The organism is Brevundimonas sp., assembly GCF_044239655.1.
Taxonomy (GTDB): domain Bacteria; phylum Pseudomonadota; class Alphaproteobacteria; order Caulobacterales; family Caulobacteraceae; genus Brevundimonas.
Window position 1 is genome coordinate 1 of sequence record NZ_JBIIAY010000040.1, and the last position, 24741, is coordinate 24741.

Sequence of the window (24741 nt, forward strand, 5' to 3'; positions counted from 1 at the left end):
CCGACAGGTTCGCGTTCTGCGAGAGAAAAGGCCAGGTTTCAGACGCTCCGGAAGCCGGACAGAAATGTCGGTTACCGTACATTTCTCAAGGATTTCAGTTTGTCCTGAGAGTCTCAAGTCATGGGCGGTGGCTGAACAATGGTTGACAACCTCTTACCCGGAAGACCACGTTTCCCTCAACGATAGGGAGAAACAACCATGCCGACCTTCACCGGAACGACCGGAGTAGACGATCTGATCGGGGGGGCGGGCGACGACATCATCGACGGCTTTGAGGGCGGCGACTCCATCCGTGGGGGTGCCGGCAACGACGTCATTCGCGGTGGTGACGAGACCGGGACGCTGGAAAACGCGGGCGACGGCATCGACGGCGGCGACGGCGACGACCAGATCTCCGGCGGGGCCGGACGCGATTTCCTGATGGGCGGTCGCGGGAGAGACACGGTCAACGGTGACGACGGCGCGGACTTCATCACCGGCGGCCTGGCAACCCTGACCTTCGCCGACACCTTCCTCGGGAACGTGGCGGTTCGCCTCCCCAGCTTCAGCAACTACGTCGATGACAACGAGATCGACACCCTGAACGGCGGCGCGGGCGACGACACGATCACGGCCGGACAGGGCGACATTGCCGACGGCGGCGCCGGCACGGATCGACTGCGTATCGACCTGTCGGCCCGAACGGCCGGTGTGAGCATCGAGATGGCGGGCGACGCCTTGGCCGGACAGGCTGCCTATGGCCGGGTGACCGGCGGGACCTTCACCAATTTCGAGACCTTCCAGGCCGTCCTGACCGGCTTCAACGACCAGTTCTTCGGCGGCGCGACCGGCGAAGGCATCTCTGCGGGCGCGGGAAACGACCTGATCGAAGGTCGTCTGGGCGATGACAGCCTGAGCGGCGACGACGGCGACGACACCATCCTGGGCGGTGTCGGCAATGACAGCATCGACGGCGGTGCCGGGCGCGACATCATTGACGGCGGCGACGGCAACGACAACCTGACGACCGCCTTCAGCTTCGGCTCACTGCTGCAGAACGCTGCCGGGCGGACCGTGTCCGGGGCGGAACTCGATGACGGAATCGCCGAAACCGCGACGGGTGGGGCCGGCGACGATACCGCCTCCATCGGCTTCGGCGACAGCTTCGACGGTGGCGACGGCAACGACGTCATCAACGTCAGCCTGGTCGCGCGGACATCGAGTGTGAACCTCGACCTGACGACCGACGGCGTGGCCCGTCTGGGTGCCGTGATCGGCGGCACCCTGACATCGGTCGAGACCCTGGGCAACAACATCCGCCTGACCAACTTCAACGACAGCTTCACTGTCGCCCGCAGCGGAAATTTCTACGGCCTCGGCGGCAACGACACGATGATCGGCGACGTCGCCACCCAGTTCATGGGCGGCAACGCCGGTGACGACACGATCGACGCCGGTGGCGGCGACGACCGGATTTGGAGCGGCGAGGGCAATGACAGCGCGATCGGCGGCCTCGGCAACGATGTGCTGTACGGCGACGAGGACAACGACAACGGCCTGAACGGCTATCTGGCCGCCGGCCGGGACACGCTGGACGGCGGCGCGGGTAACGACACCGTCTACGGCAACGGCGGCGACGACTTCATCCTGGGCGGGGACGGCAACGACTTCCTGTACGGCGATCTCTACAGCGGCGGTGCCGTCGGACCGCGCGGCGGCGGTGTGCTGGTGTCCGGCAATGACACCATCGACGGTGGCGCGGGTGTCGACACCATCTTCGGCAACGACGGCGATGATCGCCTGACCGGCGGCCTCGGCAACGACGTCATCGACGGCGGCGCAGGCACGGACACGGCCGTCTTCAGCGGTGCCTATGCCAGCTACACGATCTCGACCCTGAACGGCCTGACCACCGTGACCGGGGCGGACGGAACCGATCGACTGACCACCGTCGAAAGGCTGCAGTTCTCCGACGTGGGCATGACCATCGGTGGACCAGCACCAGTAGTGCGGCAAGGTGCCGCGACGTCCGATACTCTGGCGGGCGGGGCCGGCGACGACCTGATCATCGGCGGCGGCGGAGCAGACGTCCTGACCGGTGGCGCGGGCGCAGACGTGTTCCGCTATACGGCGACCTCGGACTCCACCGCGGCATCGCAGGACGTCATCACCGACTTCCAGTCGGGTGTGGACCAGGTCGACCTGACCGCGCTGAACGCCACCTCGATCAGCCTTGGGCGGCTGGATGACGGCACCACGCTAATCTTCGCCGAAACCCCTGGTGGCCCTCTGCAGATTCTCGTCCGCAACGCCCCGGTCAACGGTGACGACTTCATCTACAACGGCGGGTTCGGTGTGTATGTGATCGGTTCGGCCAGCGCGGACATCATCTTCGGCTCAGGGCTGGGCGACCCTCTGGTCGGCGGCGGCGGTGCAGACCTGCTGATCGGTGGCGGCGGCGCGGACGCCATGTCTGGCGGCGCAGGGGCCGACACCTTCCGGTACGACCGACTGAGCGATTCCAACCAGTCGGCCGGGTTCGACAACCTGTACGACTTCACAACGGGTGAGGATCGGATCGACCTCACCGCCTTGCGTCCGATTTCAGGCTCAGTCAGCCTCATTCGCGCCGATGACGGATCGACCTTCCTGTTCGCTGAAACGCCGCAAGGGGTGTTTCTGACCACAGCCGACGGTCGTGCGATCAACGGAGGCGACATCGACTATGGCGGAGGGTTTGGCGTTTATATGCTCGGTTCGAACTCTGCCGACGTTCTGATCGGTTCGTCCCTGGCCGATCCGATCGTGGGCGGCGGCGGCAACGACACCCTCGTCGGCGGCGGCGGCGTCGATTCCCTGTACGGTGGGGCCGGAGCGGATGTGTTCCGCTATGATCGCGTCTCGGATTCGACGGTGGGCGTCTTTGACGTCGTCTTCGACTTCGTCTCAGGCTCGGATCGCATCGACCTGACCGCTATCCGCACCGGTGCCAACGACGTCTTTGGCATCGCCTATCAGAACGGCGCGTCCTTCCTGTTCGTCGACCTGGGCGGCAATGGCGTCAACGAGATGCTCATCGGCCTGTCCAACACCACCTTGCGGACCAGCGACGTGATCTGGACGCCCGGGGGGCTCGGCCAGGAAACGGGTCTCAAGGACGCGGGTCCGGCCGTGCTTCCGGCGATGGACGACGTCGACGGTGCCGACCTGCCCGGCCTTTCGAACCTGTCCGGCCGGTTCATGCTGGACCTCGACCCGACCGCGAGCCACGGTGCCTATCACGGCCAGGACTGGTACCTGTAACCAGCGACCGATCGGTCAGGAGGAACCGCAGTGCGGTTCCTCCGACGCCGCGTCGGTGATCAGGCGTCCTCGACCGCGACCCGCACGGCGTCGATCAGGCCCACGGCCTGGCGCGCATAGGGCTCGATCCAGCGGTCGTGGACGGCCTTGATCGGCAGGGCGTTCAGGTGGTTCCAGCGTTCGCGACCCTCGCGCCGCGCCACCACGAGACCGGCCCCCTCCAGCACCTTCAGATGCTGCATGACCGTGCAGCGATCGAGACCGTCGAAGGCCTCGCACAGGTCGCCCGTCGTGCGCGGCCCCGCCTTCAACGCATCCAGCATCCGGCGCCGGACAGGCGCGCCCAGCGCCTTGAACACGGCGTCCATCTCTGATTCGGTTGACACGTTATATTTTTATAACCTAACTGGCTTCACAGCAAGGAGAGCCGGTCATGGAGTTCAGGTTTCAGGTCTCGGGACGCATCGCCCGCCCGGTCGCCGAGGTGTTCGAGGCGGTGGCCGATCCCGGCAAGCTGTCGCACTATTTCACCACCGGCGGGGCCAAGGGGCGGCTGGAGACCGGGGCGACGGTGACCTGGGACTTCCGCGACTTCCCCGGAGCCTTCCCGGTCGAGGTGGTCGAGGTCGTACCCAATGCGAAGATCGTGCTGCGCTGGGAGGCCAACGACGGCCCTCCCGAAGGCGAGGATGCTCCTACCGGCAAGGGATACATGACCACGGTCACCATGACCTTCGCGTCCCTGGACGACGACACCCGCACACTGGTCACCATCGCCGAGGAAGGCTGGCGCGAGACCGAGACCGGGCTCAAGGCGTCCTACGGCAACTGCATGGGCTGGTCACAGATGCTGTGCGCCATGAAGGCCTGGGTCGAGCATGGACTCAACATCCGCGAGGGCATGTATCGGTAGGCCTCAGGCGGGTTTCGGCCGCGCCTGCATGGCCCCGGTCATGGGGATGAAGAAGACGCCGACGTCGCGGCGGGAGTGGACGCGGCCCTCGGCGTCCTTGGTGTAGACGTACAGGACCTGGCCCCGGCGGAAGGGCTGGCCGATCGGGATGATCAGCTTGCCGCCGGGCTTGAGCTGGCGGAACAGCTCGGGCGGGGCGTACTGGGCCACACAGGTCAGCATGATGGTGTCGAAGCCCTCGGTCACCTCGGGCCAGCCGAAATAGCCGTCGCCGACGCGGCCGTGGACGTTCGTGTATCCCAGCGGTGCGAAGATCTGGCCCACCGCCCGGCCGATCGGCTCGATGATCTCGATCGTATAGGCGTCGCGGACGATGCGGCCGAGCAGGGACGACTGGAAGCCCGAGCCGGTGCCGATCTCCAGCGTCACGTCGGTGGGCTTGGGCGCGGCCAGTTGGGTCATATAGGCCTGCCCCAGATAGTCGGAGAGCACAGAGCCGTGGCCGATGGCCCAGGGCTTGGGGTTGGCCTCATAGGCCTGGTAGGCGGTCGAGGCCTGTGACGCATAGGCGTAGTGGAAATACTCGCGCGGCACGCTCTCGAAGGCGGCGATGACGGCCGGGTCGGCGATGCCGTTGAAACGCCCGGCCAGATAGGCGCGGATGCGTTCGATCGCGGCGGGTTTGCGCGCGTTGATCTCTGTCCACTGGGCCTCGGTGACGGTATGCGGACGACCGGAGGCCTGCATGGCCGCGTCGAAGGCCGCGAAGGTCCAGGGCGAGGCGGGGGCGCGGACGGTGGTCGAGACGGCAGAGGCCGCCGGAGCTCCGGCGACAGCAGGGGCGCTCGCAGCGGGCGCGGCAGCCGGCGTGGCCCCGCCCGGTGCCTGACTGGGGTTCAGGCGGGCCTGGACCTGTCTGACGGTGGCGTCGTCGCAACCGGCGAGGGCCGTGGCGGCGGCTCCGGCGGCGGCGGTGATCAGGGCGCGGCGGTCGATCGGGCTCATGCGGGCGTCTCCAGCGGCGGCAGATCGCCGGGGCGGTCGAAGGTGGGGTTGATGACGTTACCGGCCGGGTGCGAGACCCTGTTGGTCCGGCGTACCGAGACCGGCAGGGCGGTCGGCAAGGCGATGAAGGCCAGGGTGTAGAGACCGGCCGCCGCGATCAGCAGGGACGAGAACCCGATGTCGCGGCTCATCAGATTGGCCAGGGGCGTGGCGACCACGGAAAAGGCGCCGTTGAGGCCCCAGGCCCAGGGCAGGGCCCTGCCCTCCCCTACCGAAATCAGGCCCAGGGGGAAGGGAAGGCCGAGCGCCAGCGACACCGGTGCGGCCGCCAGGAGCACGATCCCGGCGCGGGTCCACCAGGGCTGGTCCAGAGTCCGCATGATGACGTCCTCGGCCCCCAGCAACATGGCCCCGATCCAGGCCAGGACGATGATGAGCCCCACCGCCGAGGCCGCCTTGGGGAAGCCCGCGACCGCACCCGCGATCATGGAGCCGAGGCCGGAGAAGATCAGCATGGCGGTCAGGACGAGGGCGAAGGCCGAAGAATAGTCGTTCAGATAGAAGGCGGCCCGGTCGATCAGCAGGATCTCGATGAACAGGAAGCCGAGACCCAGCGCCGGGAAATACAGGACAGGCCAGAAGCGGCGACGCTCAACCTTACCGGCGGCCTTGTGGTGGAACAGGGCGGGGGCGATCAGGACCAGGGCCGCGATCAGGATGGCCTGGCCCAGGACCGCGATGTTGACCAGGGCCCCGATCTCGGCCTGGGGCAGGACCTCCAGCCGTTTGATCAGGGTGGCGGGGTGTTCGAGCCGAAGCGACGAATAGAAGGCGGGGCGGTCCAGGGTCGCGGGGCGGATGCTGAAGGCCGTGCTGGACGCCGAGGGGCGACCGGCGAGGACGGCGGCGACCTCGTTGGCGATGGCGTCGTCGGGGCCGCTGGACGTCATCTGGCCGGTCTCGAACGAGACGCTGGGCAGGTCGTTGAACAGCCGGGCACGGGCGGCGGCGACGTTCATGCCGGGAGCCCAGGAGACGTCGAAGGACCGGGCCTCGCAGAAGGTCCTCAAGGCCGCGACGTCGACGGGCGCAAACGGCGTCGGCGAGACCAGGATCCGTGCGTTCCATGCCGAGCGATAGACCATGACGTGGGCGGCGGGATCGCTGACGCCGCGCGTGTTCAGGGCCTCGCGCGCCGTGGCCAGCACGCGCAGGGCATAGACCGGGAAGTCGCGGATCGACACCGAGACCGAAATGACGCCGCCGGGTCGCAGCGCTGCCAGATAGGCCTGCATGGCCTCGACCGTCAGGCCTGTGACATTGGCCGGGGCCGCGTCCACGAAGTCGGCGGAGACGTCGACGATGTCGTAGCGGTTCGGGCCTGCCTGCCAGGCGGCGGCGACGGGGCCGGTGTCGAGCAGGCGCACGCGCGGATCGGTCGGCAGGGCGGGCGACGGGCCGAGCCCCTGAATCAGGGCGGCGCGTAGCACGGGCTCGCCCTCGACCCCGTCGATCTGATGCGCGCCCAGGGCAAGCGCCTCGGCGACGCGGAACCCGCCCGACATCCCGACCAGCAGGACCTCGGCCTCGGGGCGCAAGACATAGGGGGCGGCGCTGAGCGCGCTGGGCGCATAGGTCGCGTCGCGACCGAACAGCTTGGGCAGCGACGCGATCCGGTTGCCGTCGCGATACAGGCCGAAGGTCGCGGGCGGGCCGGGGATGTTCATCATACCGGCGTTGTTGGACACGTCGGCATCGACCCGCTCGGTGAAGTCGTCGAGTAGCAGATAGTGGCCCCGGGGTGCGCGGATTTCGGCGACGACCTGGGCACCCGGGGTGTTCAGGGGAGCGTAGATGGCCTTGAACTCGCTGAAGGCCGGGGCCGGACCCGTGAACAGCAGGTACTCGCCCCCGGCGAGGGCGGCCAGCGCCAGAACGCCGCCGATCCAGCGGCTGCGGCCCGGCTGGAACCAGGGGGCAAGGGCCAGCGGGATCAGCAGGACGGGGGCCAGCAGGAAGGGATGGACCACGAACATCAGCCCCAGCGCCACCGCCGAGCCCAGCCCGGCGCCGATCAGATCGTATCCATAGACCCGGCCGATCTCGCGGTGATTCAGGACGAAGATCAGGGAGATATAGAGGCCGGCGAGGAAGAAGAAGGGCAGCAGGGCCGCGTAGTACAGGCCGATGTTCCGCACCTGATCCGGCCAGGTGGTCGGGTTCTGGAGCTGGAGCGGGTTGAAGGGATTGGCCGTCATGACCTGGAAGCCGATCGCGGCGGCCAGCACCATGGCGGCGGGCAGGATGGCCCTCAGGGGCACGCCCAGCCGGGCCGTGGTGTCGCGGAACAGGGCCACGAAGACGCCACTCAGCGCGAACCCGGCCATGACGATGGAGATGATCCAGTAGCCGTACTCCGACCATTTCGCGACGGCGAAATACCGGGTCAGGGCGTTCTCGATCCCCACCACGCCCAGCGCAATCAGGAACAGGGGGATCAGGGCCGCCCGGGCGGCAGGGGCGGCGGCCTTCACGGGGTCGCTCCCGGCGCGTCGAGGCGGTCGAGGAAGTCGATCAACAGGGTGTTGAACCGCTCCGGCTCGTCCACGAACAGGGCGTGACCCGCCGTCTCGAACACGGCGACCGAGGCGTTCGATTTGGCCGCGACGAGGTTGGCCGCCTGTTCGCGCCAGCGCGGCCGGATCACGTAGAGGACCGGGCCGCGCACCGAGTGGACGGCGTCGCGCCAGGTCTCGCGCGGCGTGTCATAGGCCAGCAGCCGGCGCTCGTCGGCCTGATCCATGCGCAGGGCCTGGTCGGTCAGACGTGCGCGGAATGCCGCGCCGGGATCACGCGAAAACATCGAGGCGACGAAGGCGGCGCGGCGTCGGCGACGTTCGGCCTCGGGGATCGGGGCGGCGTCGGCAGGACTGGCCGTGGGTGCCCCTTCACGCACGACCGGGGCGGGCAGCTCGCCGATGGAGTTGTCGATCAGGACGAGGCCGGCGATCCGCGCATCGCCCGACAGATGCACATAGGACAGTGCGTCCAGCACCCCCAGCGACCAGCCGACCAGCACCACCCGCTCAGTTCCTCCGGCCGCCGCGATCAGGTCGCCGATGTCCGCACCGCGGCGTTCCCAGGCATAGCCGAAGCGGGTGACCTCGCTGTCACCCTGGCCACGCGGATCCAGGGCGAGCACGTGGAAACGGTCGGACAGGGCGGCGATCTGGGGCTCGAAGATCCAGCCGGGCATGGTCCAGCCGGGGACCAGGATTACGGTCCGGGCCAGCGAAGGGCCCGCCTCCAGATAGTGAAGACGGGCCCCGTCGCTGGTGATGAAGGTACGGCTCGCAGGCGGTATCCCCGAGGCCATGGCGACGCCCCCCGACGCCATCATCACCCCAACGGCCAGCCACGCAGCGCCGAGGGCGCGCGTGAAGACCTTGCGCCTCTGTGTGCCGTTAAGCTCCATCACCGCCCATCTGGACCCGGGATAACGCCGGTGTCGAGAGGGCGCCGCCTGACAGGGGAACGGTGTGGTTAACGAGCCTCGGTCCGATCGTGATCAGAGGAAGGAGTAGGGGTCCACATCCACCGTCAGCCGGACCGAGCCGGGAACCTTCACCCGGGCCAGCCAGGCGCGCAGGAAGCCTTGCAGGTCCACGTCCCGGTCGGCCCGCACCAGCAGCCGCTTGCGGCGTCGGCCCCGGATCAGGCCCAGGGGCGCATCGGCGGGGCCATAGACCTCCAGCCGCTCGGCATTGGGGATGGTTTCGGCCAGCATCTGGGCCACCCGTTCGACGGCGCTGGCGTCCTCGCCCGACAGAATCAGGGCGGCCAGACGGCCGTGGGGCGGAAGCGACGCCGCCTCGCGCTCGGCCATCTCGGCGGCGACGAAGGCGTCGCGGTCCCCGGCGGCCAGGGCCATGAGCACCGGATGGTCGGGCGTCCAGGTCTGAAGGATCGCCCGGCCCGGCTTGTCGTGTCGGCCCGCCCGGCCCGTCGCCTGGGTCAGGAGCTGGAAGGTGCGTTCGGCGGCGCGCAGGTCGCCGCCCCTCAGGCCAAGGTCGGCGTCCACCACCCCGACCAGGGTCAGGTTGGGGAAGTTGTGCCCCTTGGCCGCGGCCTGGGTCGCCACCAGGATGTCGATCTCGCCGTCAATCATCGACTGGATCAGGGCCCGAGCGGACCGGGCGTCCGGCACGGTGTCGGAGCTGAAGACGGCGGTCCGCGCTTCGGGGAACAGGGCGCGGACCTCCTCCTCGACCCGCTCGACGCCGGGACCGACCGAGACCAGCGTATCCTCGGCCCCGCACGACGGGCACAGCCGGGGCCGCACCATCGAGAACCCCGTCAGGTGACAGACCAACCGGCCGGTATAGCGATGCTCGACCAGCCAGCTGTCGGTGTCGGGTGCCGTCAGCCGGTGCCCGCAGGCCCGGCACAGGACCACCGGCGCATAGCCGCGCCGGTTCAGGAACAGCAGGGTCTGTTCGCCGCGCGCGAAGGTCTCTCCTATGGCCTCGCGCAAGGGCTGGGACAGCCAGGTCTGGGGATCGGGCGGGTTCTGGCGCAGGTCCAGCAGCTCGATCGACGGCAGGACCGCCGCGCCGTGCCGCGCCGACAGTTTCAGCCAGCCATAGCGGCCGTGCTGCGCGTTCCACAGGGTCTCCAGCGACGGCGTCGCCGAGGCCAGCACCACGGTCGCCCCCTCGATCCGCGCCCGCGCCACGGCCAGATCGCGACCGTGATAGACCAGCCCGTCCTCCTGCTTGAACGACCCGTCGTGCTCCTCGTCGACCACGATCAGCCTCAGGTTCGCAAAGGGCAGGAACAGGGCCGAGCGGGCCCCGACCACGATGTTGCAGCGCCCGGCTACCACAGCCTCCCACACCATGCGCCGGCGCGGCGGAGCGATGCCGGAGTGCCATTCGGCCGGGGCCACCCCGAACCGGTCGGTGATCCGCGCGATCAGGGCCTGGGTCAGGGCGATTTCGGGCAGCAGGATCAGAACTTGCGCCTCCGGATCGGCCCTCAGCGTCCGCGCCGCCGCCTCCAGATAGGCCTCGGTCTTGCCCGACCCGGTGACCCCGTCCAGCAGGAAGGGGGCAAAACCGCCTTTTGCCGTCGCACCCGCCAGCACATCGGCCGCCGCCGCCTGATCGGCGTTCAGCCGGGCCGGGGCGTGGTCGGGATCGGGCGGGTCGAAGGCGGCCAGGGCCTCGATCTCGAACAGCTCCAGCACTCCCTCGTCGATCAGTCCCTTGATGACGGCGGAGGACGCACCGGACAGGGCGGTCAGCGCGGGCCGCGTCATGGCCCGGTCGCCGATCGCCTCCAGCACCGCCGTCCGCGCAGGCGTCGGCCGGGCCGGGGTCCGGTCGCCGACCCGGCGCAGGCGACGTTCGGGCCGGGGACGCGGGGCGCGCAGTCCTTTGAGCGCCATCGCCGCCATCTCGCCCGGCGGGCTCAGGGTCCACCGCGCGGCCCATTCGACGAAATCGACCGTGCGCGGCGGCAGGCGCGGATCGTCCAGCAGGCCGTCGACCGCCTTGAGCCGTCGGTTCGACCCCGTCGTCTCGCGCACCTCGGTGACGATCCCGCGCATCAGCCGGGGACCGAGCGGCACGGCGACCTGGTCGCCGCGAGTCAGCGTCAGGGCCTCGGGGACCTCGTAGTCGAAGGCCTCATGTACCGGCAGGGGGATGAGGACGGAGGCGACGATCAACGTTCTCCTCCCCGCTTGCGGAGCAAATGGGGAGGTGGCGCGGCGCGGCTTCGCGCCGTGACGGAGGGGGCGACACGGTGGCAGACGTGGGGGGCGTCCGATCGTCGAAACCGAGTCGCCCCCTCCGTCTCGTCGGCCAAGCGGCCTCCGATCCACCTCCCCATCGGCCAAGCGGCCGACGGGGAGGAGAAGGCTCGCCAACGCTCTCCGCCCCCGCTAAACACCTGCCCCATGAAACTCTTCCTCGACACCGCCGACGTCGCCGTCATCAAGGACATGCTGCCCACCGGGATGGTGGACGGCGTGACCACCAATCCGTCGCTGATCGCCAAGTCGGGGAGGAACATCGCCGAGGTCATCGCCGAAATCTGCGCCCTGGTCGAGGGGCCGATCTCGGCCGAGGCCGTGGCGACCGATTTCGAGACCATGGTGCGCGAAGGCGACAAGCTGGCCGCCATCGCCCCCAACGTCGTGGTCAAGCTGCCCCTGACCTGGGACGGACTGCGCGCGGCGCGCAACTTTGCCGACAAGGGCATCAAGACCAACGTCACCCTGTGCTTCAGTGCCGCCCAGGCCATGCTGGCGGCCAAGGCGGGCGCGACCTTCGTGTCGCCCTTCGTCGGGCGGCTGGAAGACCACGGGGCCGACGGCATCGGCCTGCTGGAGGAAATCCGCGTCCTGTATGACGTGCATGGTTTCGACACCCAGATCCTGGCCGCCAGCTTACGCAACCCGAACCATGTCTCGGCCGCCGCCACGGCAGGATCGGACGCAGCCACCCTGCCCGCGGACGTTTTCAAGGCCCTGGTCAAGCACCCGTTAACCGACAAGGGTCTTGATCAATTCCTGGCCGACTGGGGCAAGACCGGCCAGTCGATCCTGTAGCCACGACCCGGCGTTTCCGGGAGGAGACGTCGTTGTGAGCGGACCCAGATGAGCGGACCTCGGGACCTTTTCGCCGAAGTCGAGACCGATCCGGCACCGCACTGGCCGGATGTCCGGGCCTGGCTCCAGGCCAATCCCCAGACCCTGCTCGACGACCGCTCCCTGCTGGAGGAGATCGGGCTCAAGCCTCACGGCCGCAATGTGGTCGAGTTCGGCGCCGCCGCCCTGACCCGGCTCGAGGCCGTGGTCACCCGCGAGTCGGATGCCAGGAAACAGATCGAGGCCGTGGCCCGCGCCAATTTCGCCGCCCAGACCCAGACCCATGTCGCCGCGCTGGATTTGCTGGAGGCGCGCAACCATTCCGACCTGGCCCGGCGGCTGGACGCCTGTGCCCAGGGGCGGTTCGGCCTGGCGGGGGCCGCCATCGCCATCGAAAAGCCCGGCGGCGTTCCGTTCGGCTGGCGGGCGCTGGAACCCGGCGGCGTCGATGGGTTGCTCGGTGATCACGGCCTGACCTGGCTGGGGCCGAATTTCGACGGGCTGGACCTGTTCGGTGCGAACGAGGACCAGGTGCAGTCCGTCGCCCTGATCCGCATGGCGCCCATCTTCGGCGGCGGCGCGGCCCAGATCGAGGTGACCGGCGTGCGCCACGCCATCTGCGCCTTCGGCTCGCCCGAGCCCGAGGGTTTTACCCCCAGCATGGGCTGCGAACTGGTCGCCTTCATCGCCCGGGTGGTGGAGCGCACGGCCGAACGCTGGCCGATCCTGACGTGACCGGCGCGGCGTCGGGGCCGAAACCATGACGGCGTCGGAGGCCCTGTTCGCCTGGCTCGAGCATCTGGCCCACGAACGCCGCCTGTCGCCGCGAACGCTGGAGGCCTATGGCCACATCGGCCGGACCTGGCTGGCCTTTCTGGAGCAGCATCGCGGAGAGCCGCAGTCGCTGGCCGACCTGGGCACCGTCACCGCCGCCGAGGTCCGCGCCCATCTGGCGGCGCGCCGATCCGGAGATCACCCTTTGAACGCTCGGTCGCTGGGCCAGACCCTGGCGGCGATCCGGTCGCTGCACGGCTTTCTCGACCGACGCTGCAACACCCCGACGCCGCAGCTGGCCCTGGTGCGGGGCCCCCGGATCAAGGCGACCCTGCCCCGGCCGGTCACCGCCGTTCAGGCGCGCGAGATGCTGGATGACCCGGACGCAGATCCCGACCGCGCGCCCTGGACCGCCGCGCGCGATCGGGCGGTGCTGACCCTGCTGTATGGATGCGGCCTGCGGATTTCGGAGGCGCTGAGCCTGATCAGGGCGGACGCCCCCCTGCCCGAGACCCTGCGGATCGTCGGCAAGGGATCCAAGACCCGCCTCGTCCCCGTCCTGCCCGCCGTGCGCGAGGCGGTGGATGCCTATCTGGCGCTCCAGCCCTTTGCCATCGGACCGCGAGAGCCCCTGTTCCGGGCCGTGCGGGGCGGGCCGCTGAGCCCGCGCCATGTGCAGGCGACGGTCCAGGCCCTGCGCGGGCGGCTGGGCCTGCCGGCCTCGACCACGCCCCATGCCCTGCGCCACAGTTTCGCGACCCATCTGCTGGGGGCCGGGGCCGACCTGAGGTCGATCCAGGACCTGTTGGGCCACGCCAGCCTGTCGACGACCCAGAAATATACCGCCGTCGATTCCGCACGCCTGCTGGGTGCCTATGCGGCGGCGCATCCCCGGGCCTGACCGGCGTTTGGACTCACCGCCCGATTTGGGCCTAGACTTCGCTCATGGCCGCTGGGGAGGCGGGGATGAGGGCGGAAAACGTCACGTCGGACAGAACCACCAGCCGCCGCGCCATTGCAGGTGGGCTCGCGGCACTGACCGGTCTGGCGGCGACACCGGCCCTGTCCCAGGTCACCGGAACCCGCCTGCCGCCCGCCGAAGACCCCGCGGCCCTGCTGTCGAACCTGCTGACCCGGATGTCGGCCAAGACCAACATCAACGGCCATGCGGGGTCCCAGTTCGTGCTCGACACCGGTGCCGGCCGCACAGCCATCGCCGCCGACCTGGCCGTAGCCCTGTCCCTGCCGTCCGGCCCGTCGATCCTGGTCCACGGCGTGACCTCGGCCGAGGTCGCGCCGACGGTGAAGATCGCACGCCTGAGCTTCGGCGGCCGGCGCTTCAACGACGTCTATGCCGCCGTCTTTCCGCGCGAGATGCTGGCCGCCGACGGCCTGCTGGGGCTGGACGTGCTGTCGCGGTTCGAGCTGCAGTTCGACATGGTCCGGCGCACCATGCTGCTGCGTCCGTCCGGCCCCGACATCATCCAGTTCGGCCGCGCATTCGGGACGTCCAGCCGCATCCGGCGCGGCGATTGCAGCCGGATCCGCACCGGCGAGTTCGGCCAGATGATCCTGCTCAACGCTCGCGCCGACGGGGTGCCGGTCGAGTGTTTCGTCGATTCCGGGGCCCAGTACTCGATCGGCAACATGGCGCTTCGCCGGGCGCTGGGCGGGCGCGAGGGCACGACGATCCAGCGCACCCTGACCCCGGTCTATGGCGTCACCGGCCAGACCCTGATGGCCGAGCCCGGCTCGGTCGGGATGCTGGAAATCAACCGCCAGCGCCTCGGGCCCACCTCCCTGCTGTTCGCCGACCTGCACGCCTTCGGGGCGCTGGACCTGATCGAGGCACCGGCCCTGCTGCTGGGGGCCGATATCCTGTATCGGTTCCGGACGGTGTCGCTCGACTTCGGCCGCTCGCGGATGAGCTTCACGGGGTTGAGGCGGGCGGTGGCGGCACCGACCCGGAGTTAGGCCTGCATCGTCCAGCCCTCGACGCCCATGGCCGCCTGTTTGACGGCTTCGGAGCGGGTCGGGTGGGCGTGGCTGGTGCGGGCCAGGTCTTCGGATGCGCCCCCGAAGGCCATGGCCACGCAGGCCTCGCCGATCATCTCGCCGGCCTGGGGACCCATGATGTGGACGCCCAGGATCCGGTCGGTCGTCGCGTCGGCCAGGACCTTGGCGTAACCTTCGGTCTCGTGATTGATCTTGGCGCGCGAGTTGGCGGTGAAGGGGAATTTGCCCGACTTGTAGGCGACGCCCTCGGCCTTCAGCTGGTCCTCGGTCTTGCCGACCCAGGCGACCTCGGGGAAGGTGTAGACCACGCTGGGGACCAGGTTGTAATCGACATGGCCCGCCTTGCCCGCGATCAGCTCGATGGCCGCGACCGCATCCTCTTCCGCCTTGTGGGCCAGCATCGGGCCGGTGGTGACGTCGCCGATCACCCAGACGCCAGGCGCTACCTTGAAGTGATCGCCGACGATGACGCCGCGCTTGTCGGTCTCGACGCCGACGGTCTCGAGGCCCAGTCCGGCCGTGTAGGGACGCCGGCCGATGGCGACCAGGACGACGTCGCCGGTCAGGGTCTCGGCCGCGCCGCCGGCCGCAGGTTCGACGGTCAGTTCGACGCTGGTCTTGGTGGTCCTGGACGCCGTGACCTTGGAGCCCAGCTTGAAGGTCATGCCCTGTTTCGTCAGGGCGCGCTGGAAGGCGGTGGCCAGGTCGGTGTCCATGCCCGGCGTGATGCGCGGCAGGTATTCGACCACCGTCACCTCGGCCCCCAGACGCCGCCACACCGATCCGAGCTCCAGCCCGATGATGCCGGCGCCGACGACGATCAGCTTCTTGGGCACCGCCGACAGCGACAGGGCGCCGGTCGAATCGATCACCTTGCCGGGGACGAAGTCCACGCCGGGCAGCGGGGTGGGCTCAGAGCCCGTGGCGATGACGATGTCCCTGGCGGTCAGGGTGGTGACGGTGCCGTCGGCGGCGGTCACTTCAACCTTGCCGGGCCCGGCGATCTTGCCCTTGCCCTTGATCCAGACGGCCTTGTTCTTCTTGAACAGGAACTCGATGCCCTTGGTCAGGGCCGTGACGCTGTCCTGTTTCTGGCCCATCATCTTGGCCAGGTCGATCGTCGGGGTGCCGACGTTGATGCCGATGTTGGGGAACTCCTTGACCGCCGTCTCGAACAGCTCCGAGGCGTGCAGCAGGGCCTTTGACGGCATGCAGCCGACGTTGAGGCAGGTCCCACCCAGGGTCTCGCGCATCTCGACGCAGGCGACCTTGAGCCCCAGCTGGCCCGCCCGGATCGCCGCATTGTAGCCGCCCGGCCCACCGCCGATGATGACGACGTCATAGGAAGTTTCGGCCATGGGAGTATCCTTCGAGGGTCTGTCGCGCGGGTCGAGGAGGCGCGCGCGTGTCCTAGAACATCGGGACGCCACGGGGAACCGGCAAGCGGCGCCTTTTCGATCGCCAGTCTTGCCCCGGCTTGAGCCGGCGCGAAGCAGGCCCTAAGCCCTGAGCCCTAAGTCCTAGCTCCGAGGAGGCCAGCATGGCCGACCGTCTGAAGACCGCCATCATCTATGATTTCGACGGAACCCTGGCGCGGGGGAACATGCAGGAGGTGACCTTCATCCCGTCGCTGGGCATGGGGATCGGCGACTTCTGGGGCGAGGCGGACCGGCTGACCAAAACCGCCGATGCCGACAACATCCTGATGTACATGCAGCTGATGCTCCAGCGGGCGCGCGAGCACGGCAACCCCATCACCAAGCGGCTGCTGGCCGGGCACGGCGAGGACGTGAAGCTGTTCGACGGGCTGAAGGCCGACCTGACCGGGCCGGGCTGGTTCGAGCGGATCAACGCCAAGGGCGCCGAATACGGCCTGGATATCGAGCACTACATCATCTCGGCCGGGCTGGAGGAGATGATCGACGGCTGTCCGATCCGCGACGCCTTCCACCACGTGTTCGCGTCCAAATTCGTCTATGACGACCACGGCGTGGCCATCTGGCCGGCGGTGGGGGTCAACTACACCACCAAGACCCAGTATCTGTTCCGCATCAACAAGGGCGTCCTGAACCACTGGGACCACGAACAGATCAACAAATTCATGCCCGACGACGACCGGGCCGTGCCGTTCGAGCGGATGATCTTCCTGGGCGACGGCGACACCGATGTGCCGACCATGAAGATGATGCACACCAAGGGCGGCTATTCGATCGCCGTCTATGATCCCCGCAACTCCGAGCGCGACCAGCAGAAGATCTATGGGCTGATCAGCGAGGATCGCGTCAACTTCGTCGCCGCCGCCGACTACCGCGAGGGTTCTGCCCTGGACCTGATCGTCAAGGGGCTGGTCGGGCGGATCGCCATCAACTCAGGCACCATGCCGTCGGGGGTCTAGCGTCCGCCCGCCCTCACCCAGGCGTCTCGGGCGGGGGTGAAACGGGCGGGGACCAGGCCTCTCAGGCTGTTGGCGCGGACGCGGCATTTCAGGCCCGCCTCCATGCCCTTGCACCAGGCGACGTCGGCCTCGCAGGCGGTGCCGGCGGCGATGTCCACCAGCATGACCTGACGCGGCAGGGACAGGCCACGGTCCAGGCGGACGCGATAGCCGCCGCCCGACAGGTCCACGATCATGCAGACCAGTTCGAGACCCGGTGCCACCAGCACGCCGCGCGCATTGGCGGCCTGGCGCGGCTCGAGCCGTCGTTCGCTGGGAGATGAGAGCAACGCCATACTGGGGACCGTAACGCCTGACCGGCGACGACCGTGCCCCAGACTTCGTAAAGGCGGGGTGTCAGTGCTGGCTTTGCGGCAGGCGGACGATCAGCCCGTCCAGATCGTCGGACACCCGGATCTGGCACGACAGGCGCGAGTTCGGCTCGACCTCTTCGGCGAAGTCCAGCATGGACTCCTCCATGGCCGAGGGCTTGCCCGTCTTCTCGGTCCAGTCGGGATCGACATAGACGTGGCAGGTGGCGCAGGCGCAGGCCCCGCCGCAATCGGCGTCGATGCCGGGGACATTGTTGCGCACCGCCCCCTCCATCACCGAAAGGCCGGGCTTGACGTCCACGGTGCTCTCGCCGCCGTCGTGCTGGATGTAGGTGATCTTGGCCATGGGATGGGTCTTATCAACGTGCGCGTCCCAGACAAGACTGGAACACGGCGTTAGGTCATTGGGACCGGCGTCTCAGCGCATGAGCGATCCGCGACGGATCGCCCACGGGCCTCAGGCCTGGCCCGGCTGGGCATCGCGGTTCTGGGCCATCTGCTGCTGGCGCGCCATATAGATGCCCACGAAGTCGATCGGGTCCATCATGAATGGCGGAGAGAAGCCGCCGTCCGAGGTGGCGCGGGCGATGATCTCGCGCGCGAACGGGAACAGGTAGCGCGGGCATTCGATCAGCAGCAGGGGCTCGATGTCGGCCGGGGCGACGTTGTTCAGCTGGAACAGGCCGCCGTAGTGGAGCTCGACGTTGAACACCGGACCGGCGTCGGTGGTCGCCTTGACCGACAGCCGCATCTCGACCTCGAACAGATTGTCCGGGCGGCCCTGGGCGTTCAGCTCGACGCCCATGTCGATGGCGGGCTTGCCCTCCATGCGCAGGCTCTCGGGGGCCTTGGGGTTCTCGAACGACAGGTCGCGAACATATTGCGCCAGGATGCGGAAGCCGCCGGTGGGCGGGCCACCCTGGGCATTCTCGCCGGGCGCGGGGACGGTGCTGTCGGTGGGGGAAACGTCGGTCATGGGCGTGGGGCCGTCGAATGAAGCTGTGGGGCTGAGGCCGGACGCGGCCTCGCATGAGGCGCGGCGACTATCAGAAGGCGGGCCCTGCGGCAACGGCGCACGACCCGGCGGGGGTGCGCCGCGCCTTGCGCGCATCCATATCAGCCCCTAATCGTTCCGCTTGAAGGACGCAGCCCCCTCAGGCCGCGCCGACGCCCATCTCAGGATATCCAGATTGCCGGCCCAGGTTCTCATCGTTCTGTTCGCCGTGATCGCGGCCATCGTGCTGTTCCAGCTGTACAATGTGCTGGGCAAACGCGTCGGCCGCCAGCCACAGGAGGACGCCAAGACCCCCGTCCTGCCGTCCGGCGAGACGCCCCCGGCCCCTCGCCCGGCGCTGGATTCGATCACAATGCAGGCCATCTCGGGTCTGCGCGCCCGCGATCCGGCCTTCGATGCGGGCAAATTCCTCGACGGCTCGCGTCAGGCCTATGAGACCATCGTGCGCGGCTATGCCTCCGGCGACCGGGCAGCGCTCAAGCCCCTGCTGGCCCCGGCGGTGATGGAATCGTTCGAGCACGGCATCGCGGCGCGCGAGGTGCGCGGGGAAACCGAACAGGTCGAGTTCCTGCATCCCCCGCGTGCCGACCTGGAAAGCGCCACGGTCGAGGGCGACCGCGCCATCGCCAAGGTCCGCTTCCTGGCCGAGATCCGTTCCAACATCATCCCGCCCGAGGGCGAGGCCACGCCGGGTGCGCCGGGCGAGCCCCGGATCGAGGAACGCCGCACGGCCGAACACTGGACGTTCGAGCGCACCCTGGGCGCGACCGACCCCAACTGGGTCCTGGCGCGGGTCGAACCCGCCACCGCCTGATGCGTCGCCCTGCCGTGCGGTCGATGCCGGGTCTGGCCCGGATCGGCCCAGTCCGGATCGGCATGCTGTGCAGCCTGCTGATGGTCGCCGCCTGTTCGACGACGGCCCCATCCCCCTCGGCACCGGCCCCGTCGGCACCGCCGCCCGTGGTCACGCCGCAGGAGCCGGCCCCGGTCCCGCCCCAACCCGTCCCTTACGAGACCCTGGCCGCCGACAGTCCCGCCGGCCTGCCCGGCTGGTCGCGGGAAGATCACCTGGCCGCCTTCATGGCCTATGCCGACGGCTGCCGTGCGGCGCGGCAGCCCGTCGCCATGGCCGCTTGCGACGAGGCCCAGACGATCCGCCAGACCTCGAAACCCGTGACCCCGGCCGTGGCCCGCAGCTTCTTCGAGCGGGGCTTTCGCGTCGAGGCGGCCCGGACGCCCGATGGCCGCCCCGGCCTGCTGACCAGCTATTTCGCGCCCGAATATCCGGCCCGCCACACCCAGGACGCCGAGTTCGACATGCCGGTCCTGGCGCGACCGCTCGATCTGGAAAAGACCGCGTCCGGCGTGGTGCAGCGTCGGCCCGACGGCTCCACCGGCCCCTATGCCGACCGGGCGGCGATCGAGGCGGCGGCGGCGGCAAGATCGCCGTCCGCGCCTGTCCTGGCCTGGATGAAGGCCGAGGACCTGTTCTTTCTCCAGATCCAGGGCTCGGGCTATCTGACGTTCGAGGACGGGGCGACGGGGCGCGCCGCCTATGCCGCCGACAACGGCCGGCCCTTCACCGGCATCGCCCGGCCCATGGCGGCGCAGGGCCTGTTGCCCGAGAACGGCACCTCCGGCGACGCCATCCGCGCCTGGCTGGCCGCGCACCGGGGGCGCGAGGCGCGGGCGATCACGGCCCTGAACCCCCGCTACATCTTCTTCGACCTCCAGCCCGACGACGGGGGTCACCCGGCCGGGGCGGCGGGGGTTCCGCTGACCGCCCGCCGATCCATCGCCGTCGATCCCGCCCACTGGACCTATGGCGACCTGGTCTGGATCGAGGCGGACGCCGGCAATCTGAACGGCGCGCCCCTTCTTGCAGGAGCCCGGGGCGGTTATCAGGGGCTGGTCGTGGCGCTCGACACCGGGTCGGCGATTCGGGGACCGGTTCGCGCCGACTTCTACATGGGGCGCGGCGAGGCGGCGGGGGCCGAGGCCGGGACCGTGCGGCATCCCTTGCGGATGTGGCGTCTGGTGCCACGCTGATCGATCCCATCCGGCCGTTCGCAGCGTCGGACGGAGCGAATCCCGGCGAACGACGTTAACCCTGTCTCAGGCCGCCGCCACGGCGCGCCGAACGGGAGCGGCCCTATGGAAAGTCTCATCGATTCGATCGGCGGCCTGCTGAACGGCCTGTTCGCCCTGGCCTCGGGCGGATTCGACAGCGTCAACCAGGTGACCGGCCTGATCATCGCCCTGATCGCCGCCCTGATGATGGGCGGCTGGCGCGGTCTGGGCGGCAGCGCTTTGGGGGCCGTGATCCTCGACCGGCTGATCATGATGCTGCGGCCCATGCTGGACGGCGGTTCGATGGTCCTGCCCGACATCATGACGCTGAGCTTCTGGATGACCTGTCTGGCCCTGTTCCTCGGCTATGCGATCGCCATCGCCATCTTCTTCTTCATCAAGACCCTGCTGACCGGTCGGGCCTTCCGCAGTCGGCGCTACGCCCACTGAAGGCCGCATCGACGATCTGATCCGTCACAGGACAGATTGTCACACATGCGCAGACAAACCGCGAAACAGCCGTCGTGGAACCGTCGCAGCAGCGTAGCCGCGCGCGGCTAAGGGCCGCCCCATCGGGCCGAGGCGAAATGTCGCCGGGCCACGCGTGGGGATCATGCAATGAAACTGGCTCTTCTACTGGGCGCGTCCATCGTGCCGCTCGCCTTTGCCGGGGCCGTCTCGGCCCAGACCGCCGCCGCCATCGAGGGACCGACGACAGCCCTCGAGGAAGTCGTCGTCACCGGCCAGCCGCAGATGCGCAACCGCACCGACGACGTGGTGCCGACGCTGTCCTATGACGTCGAATATTTCCAGCGGTTCGAGCCGCTGACGGCCGGTGACGCCCTGAAGCGCGTGCCCTCGGTCGCCTTCCTGTCGGACGTGCTGGAATCGGACGGCGTGCGCCTGCGCGGCCTGGATCCCGGCTATACCCAGATCCTGATCAACGGTGAGCGGGTCCCCGGCGCCGGCGTCGACCGGTCGTTCTTCGTGGACCGTATCCCGGCCGAGCTGATCGAGCGGGTCGAAGTGGTCCGGTCGTCCTCGGCCAACCGTTCGGGTGACGCGGTGGCGGGTGCCATCAACATCGTGCTTCGTGACGCCCTGTCGCTGGACGGCGGCTATGTCCGCGTCGGCGCGCTGAGCTGGAAGGACAGCGAATACGGCCAGTGGGGCGGCACCTTCGGCGCCGTCTGGGGCGGCCAGGCCGGCCCCGGTCGCCTGTTGCTGGGCGCCAACGTCCAGGACCGCCGCAACCCCAAGGCCAAGTACAGCCAGCGCTTCAGCGGCCCGAACGGCACGCTGAACAACACCGAGGTCCAGACCGACGTCCGCGACGGCACGGACTATTCGTTCAACGCCGCCTATGAGGTCGACGTGGCGGGCGGCGTGCTGGAACTGTCGGGCGTGTTCGTGCGCACCGACCGCTACCAGGACGAGGATTCGCTGGAATACCGCAGCGGCATCGAGACCAACGCCAACCTGCTGACGGTCAACGACAACGATCTGGACATCCGCACCGACAACCTGTCCCTGCGCGGCAAGTACGAGCGCGAGATGTTCGGCGGCGAGACGACCTTCAAGCTGGGCTACGCCAACATCGACGACCAGCAGTACGAGTTCGAGGGCGAGTCCGAATACCTGCGCGACACGGTCGTCTTCCCGGACGAGGATCGCTACACGCTCGATTCGACCCGCACCGACATCTCCGACGAAGAGACCGCCTGGGCCCTGGAGCACAAGCGCGACCTGTCGAACGGCGTCGAGCTCGAGTTCGGCGTCCAGGGTGTCCAGAAGGACCGCGAGATCGACATCGCCGAGACCCCGCGCATCCGCTTCAACGTGCCCAACGCCCCGGCGGCGCGCCCGGCGGTCCCGGCCTTTGGTGCCTTTGCGGCCGTCCCCGGCGGCCTCGGCACGATCGAGGAAACCCGGATCGACCCCTATGTCATGCTGTCGGGCGAAACCGGCGCGCTGAAGTGGGAAGCCGGCCTGCGCTATGAGACCACCGACACCACCATCACCGACCTGACGGCGCCCGCCGCCAGCCGCGTGACCGAGAACGACTATGCCGAACTGCTGCCCTCGGCCTCGCTGCGCATCAGCCTGAACGAGACCGACCGGATCATCCTGTCGGCCGCCCGCACGGTGCGCCGCCCCGACTTCAACCGCCTGTCGCCCGCGACCCTGGAAGAAGAATTCGGCGACAGCGACTTCATCGGCAACCCGACCCTGCAACCTGAAAAGGCCTGGGGCGTGGACGCGGGCTTCGAGCGCCGTCTGGGCCGTCGCGGCGTGGTCGGGATCAACGCCTTCTATCGCGACGTCTCTGATCTGGTGGAAGAGACCAACACCGGTCGGGTCGGCAGCGCGGGTGCCGGGACCTTCGTCTACACCGTCGACAACGTCGGTGACGGCCAGGTCTGGGGCCTCGAGTTCGACCTGTCGACGCCGCTGGACTTCGTCGGCATGCCCTCGACCGGCGTCTTCCTGAACTACTCCTGGCTGGACTCCTCGATCGAGGACTTCATCGGTGATCGCCGCTTCAACTCCCAGTCGGACTATGTGCTGAACCTCGGCTTCACCCAGGACATACCGACCTGGGGCGCGGCCTTCGGCGCCACCTATCGCAAACAGGGCGACGCCGAGAGCCGGGTCCTGGCCGAAGAGGTCGTGACCACCTACGGTGCCGATCTGGAAGTGTTCCTGGAGAAGCGCATCTTCTCCAACACCGTGCTGCGCCTGACCGGCTCCAACCTGCTGGACAGCTCCAAGGATGAGGTGTTCGACAAGTTCGACAACGTCGCCGACCAGCGCAGCCGGACCTATGCCGAATACGAGCTGGAAACCGAATCCGCCGGCCCGGTCTATCAGCTGGTGATGCGCGTCGCCTTCTGAGGCTGACGAGACCTGACGAAAGAGAGGCCGGGCGGCGACGTCCGGCCTTTTTTCATGCCTCCTTCAGAGCGCTGTGCGTCATCTGCGGGCGGCGGCTTGACGGACGGGGTTCAGGCGGTCGAGTGATGGGCGGCGTTTCGCCTGCCGGGCGAGAACAGGCTCGCACTTTGCAACGTGCGGCCTATGCGGCGCGGGGCTGCGCCGAAATGGGACGACCGAACGATGTTTCTGGAGGGCGAGGTCAACTGGGTGTGGGTGCTGGCGGTTCTCGCCGGCGTCATGACCCTGATCGCCGCCTATTCCACCTGGTTCGCCCTGACCCACAGGAGCCGGGTCGTGACCACCACCGGCGAGCTGGACGTGGTGCAGAAGGTCGCCGAATCGGCCGACAAGCGGCTGTTCGAGACCCTGAACGCCATTCCCGTCGCCATCGTCGAGACCGACACGCAAGGGAAATTCGTCTTCGCCAACCGGGCCGCGCACCAGCTGATGGGGCGACGCGACGCCGAACTGCTGGGCTTGCGGTTCCACTCGGCGACCTGGGGCATCACCTTTCCGGACGGACGGCCGATCCCGCCCGACATGCTGCCCAGCGCCCGGGCCCTGCGCGGCCAGACGGTGCGCGGTTTCCAGCACATCCTGGCCAATCCGGCGACGCGGCGAAAGATGCTGGTCTCGGTCACCGCCATGCCGATCGAGAACGACATGGGCCAGATCGTCGGATCGACGGCCGCCATCGTCGAGACCGACGGCCTGACCACGCCCGACACCGTCGTCGTCGAACCCACGGTCGATCCGGTCGCCGAGATCACCGGCCGGGTGTTCGAGGCGGCGTCCAGCGCCCTGGTGGTCGTGACCCTGCAAGGCGAAATCCGGCTGGCGAACGGTCAGGCCCTGGACCGGATCGACGGCCAGCCCTGTATCGGCGCAGACTTCGCCGACCGGTTCGTGGCCCCCGTGGCCCGGGTCGAGGCGCGCCAGTCCCTGCGCGCCGCCCTGCGCGTCGGACCCGGCGAGGCCGGACCGCTGACGGTGCCCGGACCGGACGGCGTGGCGATGCGCTGGAACATCCTGCCGCTGGCCGGACCCGACGGCACCACCGAATCCCTGCTTCTGGCCGGTGAGGCCGTGCCGGCCGAAGTCGAGGCCGATGCGCCTTCCGAAACCGCCATCACCGAGGCCGATGCCGTCGTCGCACAGGCCGTCCGCGACCGCGACGAGGCCCGCACCCGCGCCGAAGACGCCCTGGACCAGGCCCGGGCCGCCCGCGCCGAGGCCGACACCGCCCTGGCCGAGGCCGAGCGTCTGTCCGCCCTGCTGCGTGCCGAAAGCGACGCCGGACGCGGTCTG

General features: G+C 68.9%; 21 protein-coding genes. 12 read left to right on the forward strand and 9 right to left on the reverse strand.

Going from position 1 to position 24741, the window contains the following annotated elements; all coding sequences use genetic code 11:
* Window positions 1-198 precede the first annotated feature (198 nt).
* Window positions 199-3282: a M10 family metallopeptidase C-terminal domain-containing protein gene (locus ACILQR_RS07270; RefSeq protein ID WP_395650793.1), complete on the forward strand. Its 3084-nt coding sequence runs from the start codon at window positions 199-201 to the stop codon at window positions 3280-3282.
* A 59-nt stretch (window positions 3283-3341) separates the two neighbouring features.
* On the opposite strand, the gene ACILQR_RS07275 is transcribed toward ACILQR_RS07270, so the two are convergent.
* Complete coding sequence (locus ACILQR_RS07275) at window positions 3342-3668, reverse strand: ArsR/SmtB family transcription factor (RefSeq protein ID WP_395650794.1); 327 nt, start codon at window positions 3666-3668, stop codon at window positions 3342-3344.
* Window positions 3669-3715: 47 nt separating this feature from the next.
* Between ACILQR_RS07275 and ACILQR_RS07280 the strand changes: the two genes are divergently transcribed.
* Window positions 3716-4195, forward strand: coding sequence for an SRPBCC domain-containing protein (locus ACILQR_RS07280; RefSeq protein WP_395650795.1), 480 nt, complete (start codon window positions 3716-3718; stop codon window positions 4193-4195).
* A gap of 3 nt (window positions 4196-4198) precedes the next feature.
* On the opposite strand, the gene ACILQR_RS07285 is transcribed toward ACILQR_RS07280, so the two are convergent.
* From ACILQR_RS07285 to ACILQR_RS07300, 4 genes are all read right to left on the reverse strand, one after another.
* On the reverse strand, window positions 4199-5200 hold the full coding sequence (locus ACILQR_RS07285) for a protein-L-isoaspartate O-methyltransferase (protein WP_395650796.1): 1002 nt from the start codon (window positions 5198-5200) through the stop codon (window positions 4199-4201).
* Window positions 5197-7734 (reverse strand): hypothetical protein, encoded by a 2538-nt coding sequence (locus ACILQR_RS07290; protein ID WP_395650797.1) that lies wholly within the window; start codon window positions 7732-7734, stop codon window positions 5197-5199. The genes ACILQR_RS07285 and ACILQR_RS07290 overlap by 4 nt, the downstream gene beginning before the upstream one ends.
* Entirely contained in the window at window positions 7731-8675 is a 945-nt protein-coding gene (locus tag ACILQR_RS07295) for an alpha/beta fold hydrolase (RefSeq protein ID WP_395650798.1), read from the reverse strand. Before ACILQR_RS07295 ends, ACILQR_RS07290 begins: the two co-directional genes overlap by 4 nt.
* A 93-nt stretch (window positions 8676-8768) precedes the next feature.
* The gene (locus ACILQR_RS07300) at window positions 8769-10931 is read right to left on the reverse strand and encodes a primosomal protein N' (RefSeq protein WP_395650799.1); all 2163 of its coding nucleotides are present in this window, start codon (window positions 10929-10931) and stop codon (window positions 8769-8771) included.
* Window positions 10932-11162: 231 nt separating this feature from the next.
* Between ACILQR_RS07300 and fsa the strand changes: the two genes are divergently transcribed.
* From fsa to ACILQR_RS07320, 4 genes are all read left to right on the forward strand, one after another.
* Window positions 11163-11816, forward strand: a complete 654-nt coding sequence (gene fsa, locus ACILQR_RS07305) for a fructose-6-phosphate aldolase (RefSeq protein WP_292155148.1) — start codon at window positions 11163-11165, stop codon at window positions 11814-11816.
* A 48-nt stretch (window positions 11817-11864) separates the two neighbouring features.
* Window positions 11865-12590 carry a DUF484 family protein gene (locus tag ACILQR_RS07310; RefSeq protein WP_395650800.1) on the forward strand — a complete coding sequence of 242 codons (726 nt, stop codon included), beginning with the start codon at window positions 11865-11867 and terminating at the stop codon, window positions 12588-12590.
* A gap of 25 nt (window positions 12591-12615) precedes the next feature.
* The gene (locus ACILQR_RS07315; protein WP_395650801.1) at window positions 12616-13530 is read left to right on the forward strand and encodes a tyrosine recombinase XerC; all 915 of its coding nucleotides are present in this window, start codon (window positions 12616-12618) and stop codon (window positions 13528-13530) included.
* Window positions 13531-13595: 65 nt separating this feature from the next.
* Window positions 13596-14603, forward strand: a complete 1008-nt coding sequence (locus tag ACILQR_RS07320) for an aspartyl protease family protein (RefSeq protein WP_395650802.1) — start codon at window positions 13596-13598, stop codon at window positions 14601-14603.
* Here ACILQR_RS07320 and lpdA read toward each other — a convergent pair.
* Window positions 14600-16003: a dihydrolipoyl dehydrogenase gene (gene lpdA / locus ACILQR_RS07325; protein ID WP_395650803.1), complete on the reverse strand. Its 1404-nt coding sequence runs from the start codon at window positions 16001-16003 to the stop codon at window positions 14600-14602. The genes ACILQR_RS07320 and lpdA overlap by 4 nt on opposite strands.
* A gap of 182 nt (window positions 16004-16185) precedes the next feature.
* Between lpdA and ACILQR_RS07330 the strand changes: the two genes are divergently transcribed.
* A complete protein-coding gene (locus tag ACILQR_RS07330; protein WP_395650804.1) occupies window positions 16186-17040 on the forward strand; it encodes an HAD family hydrolase in 855 nt (284 codons plus the stop codon).
* On the opposite strand, the gene ACILQR_RS07335 is transcribed toward ACILQR_RS07330, so the two are convergent.
* From ACILQR_RS07335 to secB, 3 genes are all read right to left on the reverse strand, one after another.
* Window positions 17037-17375 (reverse strand): PilZ domain-containing protein, encoded by a 339-nt coding sequence (locus tag ACILQR_RS07335; RefSeq protein WP_395650805.1) that lies wholly within the window; start codon window positions 17373-17375, stop codon window positions 17037-17039. The genes ACILQR_RS07330 and ACILQR_RS07335 overlap by 4 nt on opposite strands.
* A 61-nt stretch (window positions 17376-17436) precedes the next feature.
* Complete coding sequence (locus tag ACILQR_RS07340; RefSeq protein WP_271147209.1) at window positions 17437-17757, reverse strand: 2Fe-2S iron-sulfur cluster-binding protein; 321 nt, start codon at window positions 17755-17757, stop codon at window positions 17437-17439.
* A gap of 111 nt (window positions 17758-17868) precedes the next feature.
* Window positions 17869-18387: a protein-export chaperone SecB gene (secB, locus tag ACILQR_RS07345; protein ID WP_271145619.1), complete on the reverse strand. Its 519-nt coding sequence runs from the start codon at window positions 18385-18387 to the stop codon at window positions 17869-17871.
* A gap of 214 nt (window positions 18388-18601) precedes the next feature.
* Between secB and timA the strand changes: the two genes are divergently transcribed.
* The 5 genes from timA to ACILQR_RS07370 all read left to right on the forward strand — a co-directional run.
* A complete protein-coding gene (gene timA / locus ACILQR_RS07350) occupies window positions 18602-19240 on the forward strand; it encodes a TIM44-related membrane protein TimA (protein ID WP_271145620.1) in 639 nt (212 codons plus the stop codon).
* Window positions 19240-20475 (forward strand): MltA domain-containing protein, encoded by a 1236-nt coding sequence (locus tag ACILQR_RS07355; protein ID WP_395650806.1) that lies wholly within the window; start codon window positions 19240-19242, stop codon window positions 20473-20475. Before timA ends, ACILQR_RS07355 begins: the two co-directional genes overlap by 1 nt.
* 105 nt (window positions 20476-20580) lie before the next feature.
* Window positions 20581-20946 carry a hypothetical protein gene (locus ACILQR_RS07360; protein ID WP_395650807.1) on the forward strand — a complete coding sequence of 122 codons (366 nt, stop codon included), beginning with the start codon at window positions 20581-20583 and terminating at the stop codon, window positions 20944-20946.
* A 168-nt stretch (window positions 20947-21114) separates the two neighbouring features.
* Window positions 21115-23391 (forward strand): TonB-dependent receptor plug domain-containing protein, encoded by a 2277-nt coding sequence (locus ACILQR_RS07365; RefSeq protein ID WP_395650808.1) that lies wholly within the window; start codon window positions 21115-21117, stop codon window positions 23389-23391.
* A gap of 222 nt (window positions 23392-23613) precedes the next feature.
* The coding region (locus ACILQR_RS07370) for a PAS domain-containing protein (protein WP_395650809.1) at window positions 23614-24741 on the forward strand (1128 nt) is incomplete at its 3' end.

Bases quoted from the DNA above. Each gene is read 5' to 3' on its own strand.
- ACILQR_RS07360 (WP_395650807.1), top strand. From the start codon at position 20,581: ATGGAAAGTCTCATCGATTCGATCGGCGGCCTGCTGAACGGCCTGTTC.
- ACILQR_RS07270 (WP_395650793.1), top strand. From the start codon at position 199: ATGCCGACCTTCACCGGAACGACCGGAGTAGACGATCTGATCGGGGGG.
- ACILQR_RS07335 (WP_395650805.1), bottom strand. From the start codon at position 17,375: ATGGCGTTGCTCTCATCTCCCAGCGAACGACGGCTCGAGCCGCGCCAG.
- ACILQR_RS07320 (WP_395650802.1), top strand. From the start codon at position 13,596: ATGAGGGCGGAAAACGTCACGTCGGACAGAACCACCAGCCGCCGCGCC.
- ACILQR_RS07285 (WP_395650796.1), bottom strand. From the start codon at position 5,200: ATGAGCCCGATCGACCGCCGCGCCCTGATCACCGCCGCCGCCGGAGCC.
- ACILQR_RS07355 (WP_395650806.1), top strand. From the start codon at position 19,240: ATGCGTCGCCCTGCCGTGCGGTCGATGCCGGGTCTGGCCCGGATCGGC.
- ACILQR_RS07315 (WP_395650801.1), top strand. From the start codon at position 12,616: ATGACGGCGTCGGAGGCCCTGTTCGCCTGGCTCGAGCATCTGGCCCAC.
- fsa (WP_292155148.1), top strand. From the start codon at position 11,163: ATGAAACTCTTCCTCGACACCGCCGACGTCGCCGTCATCAAGGACATG.
- ACILQR_RS07365 (WP_395650808.1), top strand. From the start codon at position 21,115: ATGAAACTGGCTCTTCTACTGGGCGCGTCCATCGTGCCGCTCGCCTTT.
- ACILQR_RS07330 (WP_395650804.1), top strand. From the start codon at position 16,186: ATGGCCGACCGTCTGAAGACCGCCATCATCTATGATTTCGACGGAACC.
- ACILQR_RS07295 (WP_395650798.1), bottom strand. From the start codon at position 8,675: ATGGAGCTTAACGGCACACAGAGGCGCAAGGTCTTCACGCGCGCCCTC.
- ACILQR_RS07280 (WP_395650795.1), top strand. From the start codon at position 3,716: ATGGAGTTCAGGTTTCAGGTCTCGGGACGCATCGCCCGCCCGGTCGCC.
- ACILQR_RS07310 (WP_395650800.1), top strand. From the start codon at position 11,865: ATGAGCGGACCTCGGGACCTTTTCGCCGAAGTCGAGACCGATCCGGCA.
- lpdA (WP_395650803.1), bottom strand. From the start codon at position 16,003: ATGGCCGAAACTTCCTATGACGTCGTCATCATCGGCGGTGGGCCGGGC.
- secB (WP_271145619.1), bottom strand. From the start codon at position 18,387: ATGACCGACGTTTCCCCCACCGACAGCACCGTCCCCGCGCCCGGCGAG.
- ACILQR_RS07340 (WP_271147209.1), bottom strand. From the start codon at position 17,757: ATGGCCAAGATCACCTACATCCAGCACGACGGCGGCGAGAGCACCGTG.